This is a genomic window from Psychrobacter sp. APC 3281 (assembly GCF_030407815.1).
Lineage (GTDB): Bacteria > Pseudomonadota > Gammaproteobacteria > Pseudomonadales > Moraxellaceae > Psychrobacter.
In genome coordinates this window covers 1-14,332 of sequence record NZ_JASDCS010000010.1, presented here as the reverse complement: position 1 = coordinate 14,332, position 14,332 = coordinate 1, and the positions used below count along the sequence as shown (strand labels likewise).

9 protein-coding genes and 1 tRNA gene are annotated in these 14,332 nt (G+C 42.8%); all 10 read right to left on the bottom strand.

Annotation, left to right across the window (positions count from 1 at the left end; genetic code table 11):
• Positions 1 to 93: 93 nt before the first annotated feature.
• Positions 94 to 618 (bottom strand): DUF6586 family protein, encoded by a 525-nt coding sequence (locus QL886_RS09920; protein WP_290178582.1) that lies wholly within the window; start codon positions 616 to 618, stop codon positions 94 to 96.
• Positions 619 to 784: 166 nt separating this feature from the next.
• A complete protein-coding gene (gene rpoC, locus QL886_RS09915; RefSeq protein ID WP_057761718.1) occupies positions 785 to 5,002 on the bottom strand; it encodes a DNA-directed RNA polymerase subunit beta' in 4,218 nt (1,405 codons plus the stop codon).
• A 151-nt stretch (positions 5,003 to 5,153) separates the two neighbouring features.
• The gene (gene rpoB / locus QL886_RS09910; protein ID WP_101204292.1) at positions 5,154 to 9,272 is read right to left on the bottom strand and encodes a DNA-directed RNA polymerase subunit beta; all 4,119 of its coding nucleotides are present in this window, start codon (positions 9,270 to 9,272) and stop codon (positions 5,154 to 5,156) included.
• A gap of 764 nt (positions 9,273 to 10,036) precedes the next feature.
• Positions 10,037 to 10,408 carry a 50S ribosomal protein L7/L12 gene (gene rplL / locus QL886_RS09905; protein ID WP_057761722.1) on the bottom strand — a complete coding sequence of 124 codons (372 nt, stop codon included), beginning with the start codon at positions 10,406 to 10,408 and terminating at the stop codon, positions 10,037 to 10,039.
• A gap of 120 nt (positions 10,409 to 10,528) precedes the next feature.
• Complete coding sequence (gene rplJ, locus QL886_RS09900) at positions 10,529 to 11,056, bottom strand: 50S ribosomal protein L10 (RefSeq protein WP_290178581.1); 528 nt, start codon at positions 11,054 to 11,056, stop codon at positions 10,529 to 10,531.
• Positions 11,057 to 11,513: 457 nt separating this feature from the next.
• A complete protein-coding gene (gene rplA / locus QL886_RS09895; protein WP_057761725.1) occupies positions 11,514 to 12,215 on the bottom strand; it encodes a 50S ribosomal protein L1 in 702 nt (233 codons plus the stop codon).
• Positions 12,215 to 12,646 (bottom strand): 50S ribosomal protein L11, encoded by a 432-nt coding sequence (gene rplK, locus QL886_RS09890; protein ID WP_290178580.1) that lies wholly within the window; start codon positions 12,644 to 12,646, stop codon positions 12,215 to 12,217. Before rplK ends, rplA begins: the two co-directional genes overlap by 1 nt.
• Before the next feature lie 90 nt (positions 12,647 to 12,736).
• Positions 12,737 to 13,267, bottom strand: a complete 531-nt coding sequence (gene nusG, locus QL886_RS09885) for a transcription termination/antitermination protein NusG (protein WP_057761729.1) — start codon at positions 13,265 to 13,267, stop codon at positions 12,737 to 12,739.
• A 71-nt stretch (positions 13,268 to 13,338) separates the two neighbouring features.
• Positions 13,339 to 13,824: a preprotein translocase subunit SecE gene (gene secE / locus QL886_RS09880; RefSeq protein WP_057761731.1), complete on the bottom strand. Its 486-nt coding sequence runs from the start codon at positions 13,822 to 13,824 to the stop codon at positions 13,339 to 13,341.
• 51 nt (positions 13,825 to 13,875) lie between these two features.
• Positions 13,876 to 13,951 (bottom strand) — tRNA-Trp (locus tag QL886_RS09875).
• Between the last annotated feature and the right edge of the window lie 381 nt (positions 13,952 to 14,332).

Here is a 14,332-nt window from a genome sequence, read left to right as displayed (position 1 = left end):
TGCGCTGTAGACTATGACCTACCCTACTTAATCATACTTTCAAATGGTTCAATAAATAGCAAGCACAGAATAAATCTTCTGGTTTACTTCCTATTAGAATTCAACCATACCTGCACGCAGTTGTTCAATCAGCTCTAAAAGCTGATTGCGCCATTCTCGTATTGTAGTCTCATCAGGCAGCCATTGATTAGATAAAGTGACAACATTGACAATCAAGTCTGGCGACGCTGATTGGCTACTTGGTGCTTCATCAACGATAGTATCTGGCGGTACTGCATACAGACAACGCTGATAAGCACGTTCTATATTGGCAATAAAACCTTGCTGCTGTAATTGCTGCAGACGCTGAATCTCAGGAGATACTTGCGTACGCTCGCTCAATGCTTGTTCAATATCGAGCAAAGTTGGCGCCGTCATGTTTAAGCTATAGAAATGACCCAACTCCTGAATAAATGCCAGCAGCGCACCATGCAAGTGAAAAATAGCAGTCTCACAATGTGCTTGATATAACTGCTTATCATTGGTACTTCCTGCAGATTGGCAAGATAAACGACAGAAATATAACTTTTGATTGGTTCGATCTGCTTGATATTTGGCGACGCGAGTTTTACCTGCCATTTGCTAATTATCCTTCTATGAGTAGTGAATTAGAGCCTATTTCCAGTGTACTATTTTTTTAGATAATAGCACCATGCCTTTCTCAGCTTTTTATACGCACAAAAAAGCCAGCAACTTAGGCTGGCTTTTTTATCAAATTAAGAATGAATCAGGATACTTAATGCTATTAATTATCTTGATTTAACTCTTGAGCAAATGCTTCATCAAAGCTTGCAAAGTCTTTGCTATCAGTGCTTGCAGTCATATCAAACGCTGCATTCAAATCTTTATCTTGTAGCTTCTGATCTGCTTTTTCTTTACGTGCTTTATGATAAGCAAGACCAGTACCTGCAGGAATCAAGCGACCAACAACCACGTTTTCTTTTAGACCACGTAGCTCATCTACTTTACCAGTCACAGCAGCCGCAGTTAGTACACGGGTTGTTTCCTGGAAAGAAGCCGCTGAGATAAAGCTTTCAGTTGCTAGACTTGCCTTGGTGATACCTAGTAATTGACGCTCAAACTGTACTGGGAATTTATCTTCCGCTTCTAGCTTAGCATTCAATGCTTTGATATCTGCATACTCGACCTGATCACCTTTGAAGTGACTTGAGTCGCCGCCGTCAGTGATTTCAACTTTACGCAGCATCTGACGAATGATAACTTCGATGTGCTTGTCGTTGATTTTTACACCCTGCAAGCGATAAACGTCCTGTACTTCGTTGACGATGTAATCAGCAAGTGCAGTCTGACCTTTCAAACGCAAGATATCATGTGGGTTCTGTGGACCATCAGCGATCACTTCACCACGTGCTACCGTCTCGTTTTCAAAGACGTTTATTTGACGCCATTTCGGGATTAGCTCTTCATGTACTTCGCCATCTTCATTAGTAATAATGAAGCGGTTCTTACCTTTAGTCTCTTTACCAAAGCTTACCACACCAGTCATTTCTGCCATGATGGCGTGATCTTTTGGACGACGTGCTTCGAATAGATCAGCAACACGTGGTAGACCACCGGTAATATCTTTCGTACCAGAAGACGCTTGTGGTACACGGCCTAGAATCGAACCTGCTGCTACTTTCTCACCATCGCTTACGCGGATAATAGTTTCAGCTGGTAAGAAGTAAACCACTTCTTTGCCTTCGTCAGTGTTCAAGATAATCGCAGGACGTAAGTCTTTTGCCGAGCTTGAACGGTCACGAGTGGCTAGAATCTCAAATGAGCTCATACCAGTCGCATCATCAACCTTCACTGTTGCAGTCATACCATCAGTGATGTCACTGAAGCGTGCTGTACCAGCAAATTCTGTGATGATTGGATGCGTATGCGGATCCCACTTAGCGATAGTTTGACCGCCTTCAACCTGCTCTTCGTCTTTCACAAGTACGCTTGAACCATATGGTACTTTATAGCGTTCACGCTCACGGCCAAGCTCATCGGTCAATGCGATTTCAGCTGAACGCGATACGATGACTAAGTGACCATCGGTATGCTGTACTGTTTTCATGTTTTCAAAGTGCGCTTGACCAGCATTACGTACAGAGATGCTGTTATCTACAGAGGCTGAGCTCGCTGCCCCGCCCACGTGGAACGTACGCATGGTTAACTGAGTACCTGGCTCACCAATAGACTGAGCTGCCATAACACCGACTGATTCGCCGATGTTCACTTTATGACCACGTGCAAGGTCACGACCATAACACTGTGAACATACGCCATGCTCGATATCACACGTAATTACTGAACGTACCCAGATATCATCGATTGCGTTGTTATCAAGGACGTTAACCCAGTACTCATCGATCAATGTACCAGCTGGAATCAATACTTTATCAGCATCGTCATTGTAAGTAACGTCACGAGCAGTCACACGACCCAGTACTAGCTCACCTAGCTTCTCAATGATTTCACCACCTTGGATATGTGGTTTCATGAGTAGGCCTTCTTCAGTACCACAATCATCGCTAGTGATAACCAAATCTTGTGCCACATCAACCAGACGACGAGTTAGGTAACCCGAGTTAGCTGTTTTCAGTGCCGTATCCGCTAGACCTTTACGTGCACCGTGAGTTGAAATGAAGTACTGTAGTACGGTCAAACCTTCACGGAAGTTAGCTTTAATCGGTGTCTCAATGATTGAGCCATCTGGTTTCGCCATCAAACCACGCATACCAGCCAACTGACGAATCTGTGCCGCACTACCACGAGCACCAGAATCTGACATGATAAAGATCGAGTTGAATGACTTCTGCTCGTCTTCTTCACCTTGTGCGTTGATAACTTTATCTGTTGCCAAGTTGTCCATCATCGCTTTAGCGACTTTGTCGTTGGTACGTGACCAGATATCAACTACTTTGTTATAGCGCTCACCAGCAGTTACGAAACCTTGCTCGAACTGATCTTCGATTTCGCGAACTTCGCCTTCTGCCACTTCGATGATTTGCTTCTTAAGTGGTGGAATGACCATGTCGTCGATACCGATAGACACGCCAGATAGTGTTGCTTGAGCAAAACCAAGATACATCAATTGGTCAGCAAACATAACACTTTCTTTTACGCCAACTTTACGGTAGCAAGAGTTAATCAAACGAGAGATATTTTTCTTCGTCATCTCCTGGTTACACTCATCAAACGTCATACCTTTAGGCATGATGTTCCAGATAAGTAGACGACCAGCAACCGTATCTTTGATACTGATTTCTTTAGTCTCGTTACCGTCTTCGTCAATTTGCGTCTCAGTAACACGCACTTTGATCTTAGCGTTTACATGTAGATCGTTTGAACCAATTGCACGCAATGCTTCATTAACGGTAGCAAAAATCATGCTCTCGCCTTTGGCATTGATCGACGAGCGACTGATGTAATATAGACCTAGTACAACATCCTGAGATGGTACGATGATCGGATCACCGTTCGCAGGTGACAAGATGTTGTTGGTAGACATCATCAGGGCACGTGATTCAAGCTGTGCTTCTAGCGTCAATGGCACGTGAACGGCCATTTGGTCACCATCGAAATCGGCGTTGAATGCAGTACAAACAAGCGGATGCAACTGGATGGCTTTACCTTCGATCAATACTGGCTCAAATGCCTGTAGACCCAAACGGTGAAGTGTTGGCGCACGGTTAAGAAGTACTGGATGCTCACGGATAACCATGGCCAGCATATCCCACACTTGTGGCTCTTCACGCTCTACCATCTTTTTGGCAGCTTTAATCGTAGTCGCTAAACCATGAGACAATAGTTTGTTATAAGTAAATGGCTTGAATAATTCTAGTGCCATTTTCTTAGGTAGACCACACTGATGTAGACGTAGTGTTGGACCTACAACGATAACCGAACGACCAGAGTAATCGACACGCTTGCCAAGTAAGTTCTGACGGAAACGACCTTGCTTACCTTTGATCATATCTGCCAAAGATTTCAATGGACGTTTGTTACTACCAGTGATGGCACGACCGCGACGACCGTTATCAAGCAACGCATCGACTGACTCTTGCAACATACGCTTTTCATTACGTACGATGATATCAGGAGCACTTAGCTCAAGCAGGCGCTTAAGACGGTTGTTACGGTTGATTACGCGGCGATATAGATCGTTTAGATCTGACGTCGCAAAACGGCCGCCTTCTAGCGGTACTAGAGGACGCAAATCTGGTGGTAGTACTGGCAAGATGTTCATTACCATCCACTCAGGCTTGTTATTAGAATCACGGAATGCTTCTAATAATTTGAGACGCTTAGACATCTTCTTAAGCTTAGTCTCAGAACCAGTTTGTGGAATCGCTTCACGTAGCTCATCAATTTCAAGATCGATATCGATGTCTTTTAATAGGTCTTGAACGGCTTCAGCACCCATCTTGGCTGTGAATTCGTCACCAAACTCTTCAAGCGCTTTATAATAATCTTCATCATCAAGTAACTGGTACTTTTCTAAGCTAGTTAGACCAGGCTCAGTAACGATATAGCTTTCGAAATATAGAACGCGCTCGATATCACGTAGCGTCATGTCTAGCAATAGACCGATACGGCTTGGTAATGATTTTAAGAACCAAATATGCGCAACTGGACTGGCTAGGTCGATATGACCCATGCGATCACGACGAACTTTAGCAGTGGTAACTTCAACACCACATTTTTCGCAGATAACGCCTTGGAACTTACGGCGCTTATACTTACCACATAAACATTCGAAGTCTTTTACTGGGCCAAAGATTTTGGCACAAAAAAGACCATCACGCTCAGGCTTGAACGTGCGATAGTTGATGGTTTCAGGCTTTTTCACTTCGCCGTGCGACCATGACTTGATGACGTCAGGTGAGGCTAAAGTAATTTGAATGCTATCAAACTCTTGGTTACCGTTGCCGGTAGGGCTTTGCATGATATCGAGTAAATCTTTCAAGTTGCTTCTCCGTTATCTTTATAATCATCTGACAGCGTACCATTGACGCAGATAAGATGAATGAAGGCAATGAATAGGGTTGAGACAAATCACTAAAAGCAGCAGCAATAAAGCAGACTGCCTTTAGTGGACAACTAAGTTAAACAACGGGCTAGTTGCTTTGTTTTAACTCAATATTAATACCCAGTGATTTGATTTCTTTGGTCAGTACGTTAAACGACTCAGGCATGCCTGGATCCATATACTGCTCACCATCAACGATGTTTTTGTACATACGAGTACGGCCTTCAACGTCATCCGACTTCACCGTTAGCATTTCTTGCAACGTGTAAGTCGCGCCGTATGCTTCTAGTGCCCACACTTCCATCTCACCGAAGCGCTGACCACCAAACTGAGCTTTACCACCCAATGGCTGCTGCGTCACTAGAGAATAAGAACCTGTTGAACGCGCATGCATTTTGTCATCAACCAAATGGTTAAGCTTAAGCATGTACATGTAGCCGACAGTTACTTTACGGTCAAACTTCTGACCTGTACGACCATCATATAACGTCTGCTGACCATCGCGATCCATACCAGCAAGCTCGAGCAAGTCTTTAACTTGGCTTTCTCTTGCGCCGTCAAATACTGCTGTGCCCATCGGTACACCGCCACGTAAGTTGTCTGCTAGCGCCATGATGTCATCATCACTTAAGCTATCAAGATCAACTTGCTCACCGCCTACTTGGTTATAGATTTTGTCCAAGAAGTCACGTAGCTCTTTGATTGCTGCTTGAGATTTGAGCATACCGTCAATCTTCTCGCCCAACCCTTTCGCTGCCATACCCAAATGCGTCTCTAGAACCTGACCGATGTTCATACGAGATGGTACACCAAGCGGGTTCAATACGATGTCAACGGTATTTCCATTTTCATCATAAGGCATGTCTTCAACTGGCATGATGCGCGATACAACACCTTTGTTACCATGACGACCAGCCATTTTATCACCAGGCTGAATACGACGCTTAACCGCTAGATATACTTTAACGATTTTTTGTACGCCATGTTGTAAGTCATCACCAGCAGTCAATTTGCGTTTTTTCTCAGCAAACTTCACATCGATGTCTTTTTGCTTATCAACCAAGTAATCAGCGATTTGCGTTAGACGCTCAGAGATTTCTTCTTCTACTGGTTGAATATCAAGCAATGTCTCAAGGCTCATATCTTTCATATCAGCCAATGCCATAACTGTACCAGCTTTTAGACCAGCGCCGCCGCTGACTTTTTGGCCATCTAGTAGATTACCAATACGGCCACGTGCTGCTTCTTCAAAGATACGTAGCTCTTCTTTCAAATCTTTGCGATAGCTATCAAGCTGCGATTTTTCAATCGCTCTTGCGCGTGCGTCTTTTTCAACGCCATCACGGGTGAAGACCTGTACATCAATAACCGTACCTTTACTTGAAGTTGGTACGCGTAGTGAAGTGTCTTTCACGTCAGCCGCTTTTTCGCCAAAGATAGCCCGTAGTAGTTTCTCTTCTGGCGTTAGTTGCGTTTCACCTTTTGGCGTCACTTTACCAACTAGGATATCACCAGCGTCAACTTCAGCACCGATATAGACGATACCTGCTTCATCAAGACTTGATAATGCTGCTTCACCAACGTTTGGAATATCAGCAGTGATCTCTTCTGTACCTAGCTTGGTATCACGAGCCACACAAGTCAATTCTTGGATATGAATAGTAGTGAAACGATCTTCTTTAACTACTTTTTCAGATAACAAGATTGAATCTTCGAAGTTGTAACCATTCCACGGCATAAATGCGATGCGGATGTTCTGGCCTAGTGCTAGCTCACCAAGATCCGTTGAAGGACCATCAGCCAAGATGTCACCCAAAGCAATCTCGTCACCTTGGTTAACAATGATACGTTGGTTGATACAAGTGTTTTGGTTAGAGCGCGTGTATTTGATCAAGTTATAGATATCGATACCCGCTTCACCAGCAGTCATCTCGTCTTCGTTTACACGAACAACGATACGTGATGCATCAACATCTTCAATCACACCGCCACGCTTAGCGATAACACAAACACCAGAGTCACGAGCAACGTGACGCTCCATACCAGTACCTACTAACGGCTTATCAGCACGTAGCGTAGGAACAGCCTGACGCTGCATGTTCGAGCCCATCAAGGCACGGTTAGCATCATCATGCTCTAGGAACGGAATCAGACCTGCTGCAACCGATACTACCTGACTTGGTGATACATCCATATGCGTCACTTTTTCTGGCGGCATACGAACAAATTCACCATAGCTACGTACACTGACCATCTCATCAGATAACGCGCCATCTTCAGTCATCGGAGAATCAGCCTGTGCAATGACAGTACCTACTTCTTCGATTGCTGATAGATACTCAATAACGTCAGTCACTTTACCATCAACCACACGGCGATATGGCGTTTCTAAGAAGCCAAAGCTGTTGGTTTTAGCAAATGTTGCTAGTGAGTTAATTAGACCAATGTTTGGACCTTCAGGAGTCTCAATAGGACATACACGGCCATAATGGGTATCATGTACGTCACGTACTTCAAAGCCTGCACGTTCACGAGTTAGACCACCAGGTCCTAACGCTGATACACGGCGCTTATGGGTAACTTCAGACAACGGGTTGTTCTGATCCATAAACTGTGACAACTGGCTTGAACCAAAGAATTCTTTAACCGCAGCCGCTACTGGCTTAGAGTTAATCAAATCTTGTGGCGACAAGTTGTCTGATTCTGCTGAGCTTAAACGCTCTTTTACGGCACGCTCAACACGTACTAGACCAACACGGAATTGGTTTTCTGCCATCTCACCTACTGAACGAATACGACGGTTACCAAGATGGTCAATATCATCGACATCGCCTCGACCATTACGAATCTCGATAAGCTCTTTTAGAACGTTAACGATATCATCGTTGGTCAATACACTGCGTTCGCGCTGGATATCAGGATCATCAGTGTTATCAAATTCTAAACCAAGACGACGGTTGAACTTCATACGACCGACGTTTGATAAGTCATAACGATCTGCATTAAAGAACATGCTCTCAAACAGTTTCTCAGCAGTTTCAACCGTTGGTGGCTCACCTGGACGCATTACTTTGTAGATTTCGATCAACGCTTCTTCACGGCTTGAGGTACTATCAGCACGTAGCGTATCGGCAATATAACTACCTTGGTCGATATCATTCGTGAATAGAATGCTGAACTCTTTGATGGCACCACTGGCTTCAAATGAGTTCAATTTAACCAATAATTCATGGTCGATTGGCGTGTTTGCTTTAGCGATGATTTCGTCGTTAACGACGATGTCTTCTGCTAAGATACGCTCGTATAGATACTCATCAGGCACAGCAATTTTCGTCATACCTGCTTCTTCAAGCTGACGTATACGGCGTGCGTTGATGCGTTTGCCCTGCTCTACGATAACGTCACCTTCAGGTGATACGATATCAAACTGAGCCATTTCGCCACGTAGACGATCAGCAACTAAATCAATTTCAAACGTCTCTTCGCCTTTATAAACAGCAACTTTATCAAAGAATAAATCTAAGATTTCAGAAGTTGTTAGACCAAGTGCGCGTAGGATGATTGACGCAAGTAGCTTACGGCGACGATCAATACGAGCAAATACTAAATCTTTTGCATCAAATTCAAAGTCTAACCATGAACCACGGTAAGGGATGATACGTGCGTTATAAAGCACTTTACCACTTGAGTGCGACTTACCTTTATCATGATCAAAGAACACACCAGGTGAACGATGTAGCTGAGATACGATAACACGCTCAGTACCATTGATAATGAAAGTACCGTTAGCCGTCATCAAAGGCATCTCGCCCATGTAAACGCTTTGCTCACGGATATCTTTGATAGCAGCTTTGCTATCTTTGTCTTTGCTGTCTTTGTCTTTGATAATCAAACGGATTTTGACACGCATAGGCGCAGCAAACGTTGAACCACGTAAGATACACTCACGCTCATCAAATTCAGGCGTGCCTAAATAGTACTCAACAAATTGTAGCTCTGCGTTACCAGAGTGACTCTCAATTGGGAAAATAGAGGAATACGCAGCTTGCAAACCAGTATTCTCACGAGCTTTCGGCTTTTTATGCTCTTGCAAAAATTGCTCATAAGAATCTACTTGAATAGACAGTAAATAGGGAATGTCCATTACAGTGGGCAATTCAGCAAAACTTTTGCGAATACGCTTTTTTTCAGTATAAGAATATGCCATCGAGAGTCCTTACAGTAAACGTGGAAACAAATTAAAAGCGTGGCCAGTATGCATAAATACGATGCAAACGTGGCGACGTAAACGATAATATAAAACAGGTCTTCGTGTTCAGTTCATGTCTTTTCTGTCAATTACTACTTTACTCTTCAGTGCTTACCTAGCACACTTCACTTAATCTCATCGTTGCTTGCTAAATTCATGGTAAGTGAATCAGTTATATGACTGTTGCAACCAAAAAATTCAATATTATATAATCTATAACGCATTGCCTATCAGGCATAATTTACAAATACATTGCTGGGGAATAATGTCTATTAAGATTGCATCCATACCACTTGCCATCTAGACTACTTATTACCGAACTATGTTCCCTACACATACAAACTGTCTATAAGACTAAATATCGACAGTCATGCCAAACCAAGTAGGCAACTTATGATCAACAGCTTTTTTAAGAATACCGCTTTTTTCAGGATTAATAATCGGGGTAACTATAACTTTTAGAATCAGTATAAACTATAGTGTTGATAGGAAAGCATGCAGACACAAAAAAATGCCAAACATCTACAGACGTTTAGCTCATATTAACTGATTTCAAAAACTGGCATGTGTGCTTGCATGTATATCGTCTGTCCTTTTGATGGGTATCCACCGTGATGTTGCATACGTATGTTGGCAGACACAAAAGGTCAAGCTACGAATTATAGTAAAAAAAAGCTGGCAATGCAAGGCATTACCAGCTTTTTTTTCGTACAGTGTTAAACTTATTTTAGTTCAACAGTTGCACCAGCTTCTTCAAGTTTCTTTTTCAACTCTTCAGCTTCAGCTTTAGATGCGCCTTCTTTGATTGGAGCTGGAGCGCTTTCAACCAAATCTTTCGCTTCTTTTAGGCCAAGACCAGTAGCTTCACGTACGGCTTTAATTACGCCAACTTTCTTCTCGCCAAAGCTGGCAAGAACTACGTCAAACTCGTCTTTTTCTTCAGCAGCAGCAGCAGCAGGACCAGCAGCAGCAGGTGCAGCAGCAACAGCAGCTGTTACGCCGAATTTTTCTTCCATGTCGCTGATTAACTCAACGATATCCATTACTGACATTTCAGCGATTGCATTTAACACGTCATCTTTAGATAGTGCCATGAGAACTCTCCGTTATCTGATAAAAATTAATTGATTCTAATATCGCCTTGATTGCTTGCCTAATGTGACAATAAAATGCAACCAAAATTAGCGATGTTAAAGTTACGTTAAAACAAGCAATTAAGCAGCTTCTTTTGCGTCTTTGATTGCCGCTACAGTGCGAACGAACTTGCCAGGAACAGCGTTCATAGTCTGGACAAGCTTGGTCACTGGTGCATTCATAGTAGCCATCAAGATAGAGATTGCTTCGTCGCGAGTTGGTAGCTTCGATACGCTCTCTAGCTCTTCTGGACCATAAACTTCACCACCGACTGATACTAATTTGGTCTCTAAAGCTTTGTTATCTTTGCTGAAGTCGAAAACGACTCGAGCAGCAGATCCCAAATCTTCCATAGAGAAAGCCAAAAGTAGTGGACCAGTCATACGGTCTGACATGCTCTCAAACTTAGTGCCTTCAAAAGCGCGTTTTGCTAGTGTATTTTTTACCACTTTCAAAACAACACCTTTATCACGAGCTTGTTCGCGCAGCTTAGTAAGCTGTGCAACACCAATACCGTGATATTCGGCAGCTACTGCTGAGTAAGCATTAGCAGCAACTTCAGACACTTCAGCCACAACTTGTTGTTTTTGTTCTAGCGTTAATGCCATAAGTTGACTCCTTTAATCTTATCAATCGACTTATAATAAAAGTGCCAAAAACAAGGTTTTTATGCGCTCAAACTGTAAGCTAAGACTGACTTGATACGACACATTACCAGCGGATTCAATTAATAAAAAAAGCATCTACTGGCAACGACTGATTACGGCACCGTTATCAGAATGACGTTGAGTAATAGTTTGAAGATTATAAATAATCCTATCGCCCTATTCGCTCGTGTCTTAAACTGTGTGGGCCACCGTCTGCGTAGGACAACTAAGATTTTCATCTGTCGTCGATTAACAAAAGTGACTTATTATCATAAGCAACTATCCGAAGATCGCTAAATATGACTTTAAACTACTCTCTACCTACGGTCTTAGACAGCGTAGCAAATACTACGCTGACCTAATTCTTTAAAAACTGTTTGTGTTTATCATTCAAAATATTTGAAGATAAAAACTTTAATTATTTAGCAGTACGATAAGGAACAGCATCGATCGTTAGACCTGGACCCATCGTGCTAGACAAGGTGATTTTCTTAATGAAAGTACCTTTAGAAGTAGCAGGCTTAGCACGCTTTAGATCAGAAAGAATCGCTTGCGCGTTTTGCTCGATTTGATCAGCAGTGAAACCAACTTGGCCGATAGTTGCATGGATGATACCAGCTTTATCAACACGGTACTGAGCCTGACCAGCTTTCGCATTAGTCACAGCTTCAGCAACGTTTGGCGTTACCGTACCAACTTTAGGGTTAGGCATTAGACCACGTGGGCCTAGGATAGTACCTAATTGACCAACAACACGCATAGCATCTGGAGCTGCGATAACAACATCAAAGTCCATGTTACCGGCTTTGATTTGCTCTGCTAGGTCTTCAAAACCAACGATGTCCGCACCAGCTTCTTTAGCGGCTTCAGCAGCAGCGCCTTGAGCAAATACAGCAACGCGTTTGGTTTTACCAGTACCAGCAGGTAGGTTGGTTGCGCCACGAACTACTTGGTCAGATTTACGTGGGTCAACGCCCAAGTTTACTGCGATATCGATAGACTCTTTGAACTTTAGCGCTGGCAAATCGTTTAGGATTTGAACCGCTTCTTCAATAGTGTATTGTTTTTCGTTATCAATACGGCTTTGAATTTCTTTTTGACGTTTGGTTAGCTTAGACATTATACACCCTCCACGGTAATACCCATTGAACGTGCAGTACCAGCGATGGTACGGACAGCAGCGTCAAGATCAGCAGCAGTTAAATCTGCATTTTTAGTCTTAACGATGTCTTCTAGTTGTGCACGGTCAACTTTACCAACTTTAGCAGTGTTCGGTGTACCTGAACCTTTAGCAATACCAGAAGCCTTACGTAGTAAGTATGCAGCTGGTGGTGACTTCATGATGAAGGTAAAAGATTTGTCACTGTATACTGTGATCTCAGTTGGGATCGGTAGACCTGGCTCTTGGCCTGAGGTCGCAGCATTAAATTCTTTACAGAACGCCATGATGTTCACGCCTTTTTGACCCAAAGCTGGACCAATAGGTGGTGAAGGATTTGCTTTGCCTGCAGGCACTTGCAGTTTGATGTAACCATCAATCTTCTTAGCCATGATACTCTCCTAAATGGGTAATAGCGCCAAATCAACGTGGTATATACCTAATTGACTAACAGCTCCCCGGTTGATGAATTTTTTGCTAATTTAGTCCAGTTTTTCAACTTTACTAAATTCAAGCTCAACCTGTGTAGGTCGATTAAATACGTTTACCGTTAGATGTAGTTTAGACTTCTCATAATCCACTTTTTCTACCAACCCTTTAAAGTCAGTAAATGGACCATCGATAACCAACAACTCTTCGCCCGGCTCAAATAGAGTCTTAGGACGTGGGTCAGTTTCAGTCTGGTTCAAACGGTTTAAAATGCGATCAGCTTCTACTTGCGTAATCGGTGCAGGCATCTCAGGCGTACCACCGATGAAGCCCATAATACGTGGGCAATCTTTTACAATGTGCCAAGTATTATCGTTCATTTCCATTTGGATCAATACATATCCAGGAAAGAACTTGCGCTCACTCTTACGTTTTTTGCCGTCTTTCATTTCGACGACTTCTTCAGTAGGAACCAATACATCGCCGAATGACTCAGCAAAGTCACTACGATTAATACGATCAGTTAATGAACGTTGTACTTGTTTTTCATATCCTGAAAACGCTTGGACAATATACCAACGCATATCACGCTCCTGATCATTATAAATAAGTTGTTATGAGTAAATGTCTCGCTAATAGTCACTAATACGTGCTATTAACCGATGAAGATACCAACGAACCAATTAAAAAAGTTATCCAATAACCAAATAAAGAAACCAGCAATCGCAATCACAACAATCACTTGCCATGTATATTGAAAGGTTTCGTCTTTACCTGGCCATGTCACTCGGCGAAGCTCAACGGCAGCGTCTTTTAGCAATATTTTAAAAGCACGGCCTTGATGCGTTAGCGCCAAACAGACTAATGCAAATACAACAAGTGCGACAATAATACCAATACGTACCCAGACATCGTTGGCAGGTTGCCAATAGCCTGGTAAGTATTGATTTACTAGAGTCGCACCGATTAATACAGCTGCGGCAAGTAGCCACAAAATCAAATCTTTTATTGAGCCAGTCTTAGCCACTTCAACAGCAGTAGTACCGCTAGCTGAAACATGCTTATTTTTAGACAGCATTCCACCAGCAACCGCCTTGGCATCAGATAACTTAGTCTCGAGGTTATCTTGATCATTGCTCATAAAGAACTCGCTTCGGAGATGGTGGGGTACAACAAAGATGTGATAAGAAGATGGCAGGCGATGTAGGACTCGAACCTACAACCCTCGGTTTTGGAGACCGATGCTCTACCAATTGAGCCAATCGCCTATGGGTGTAAAGGACAGCATTATACAATATTTAGCATAGAATGCAAGCCCTTGACGGTAAAATTATTAATTTTACCTGATTTTGCACTACTGCAATCTAAAATAACTGCTAGCGTTAAGTGCAGCGACAATATAACAAGCTATGGCGTAGATTACAATATGCTATCTAACAAATAATTATCTCTATCTCACATATCGTGAGTTATTATTTCGCTAAAGCTCTTATTCTATTTTAGTAATGTTTCACTTCCCTCCACAAAAAAAGGCCACCCTAAATAGGATGGCCTTTTTTATGACTAACTCATAAGCTCATTACTGAGACTTAAATCTTAGTTCAATACGTTAGCAACAACACCAGCGCCTACAGTACGGCCGCCTTCAC

Bases quoted from the DNA above. Each gene is read 5' to 3' on its own strand.
- QL886_RS09920 (WP_290178582.1), bottom strand. From the start codon at position 618: ATGGCAGGTAAAACTCGCGTCGCCAAATATCAAGCAGATCGAACCAAT.
- rpoB (WP_101204292.1), bottom strand. From the start codon at position 9,272: ATGGCATATTCTTATACTGAAAAAAAGCGTATTCGCAAAAGTTTTGCT.
- rplL (WP_057761722.1), bottom strand. From the start codon at position 10,408: ATGGCACTATCTAAAGATGACGTGTTAAATGCAATCGCTGAAATGTCA.
- rplJ (WP_290178581.1), bottom strand. From the start codon at position 11,056: ATGGCATTAACGCTAGAACAAAAACAACAAGTTGTGGCTGAAGTGTCT.
- rplA (WP_057761725.1), bottom strand. From the start codon at position 12,215: ATGTCTAAGCTAACCAAACGTCAAAAAGAAATTCAAAGCCGTATTGAT.
- rplK (WP_290178580.1), bottom strand. From the start codon at position 12,646: ATGGCTAAGAAGATTGATGGTTACATCAAACTGCAAGTGCCTGCAGGC.
- nusG (WP_057761729.1), bottom strand. From the start codon at position 13,267: ATGCGTTGGTATATTGTCCAAGCGTTTTCAGGATATGAAAAACAAGTA.
- secE (WP_057761731.1), bottom strand. From the start codon at position 13,824: ATGAGCAATGATCAAGATAACCTCGAGACTAAGTTATCTGATGCCAAG.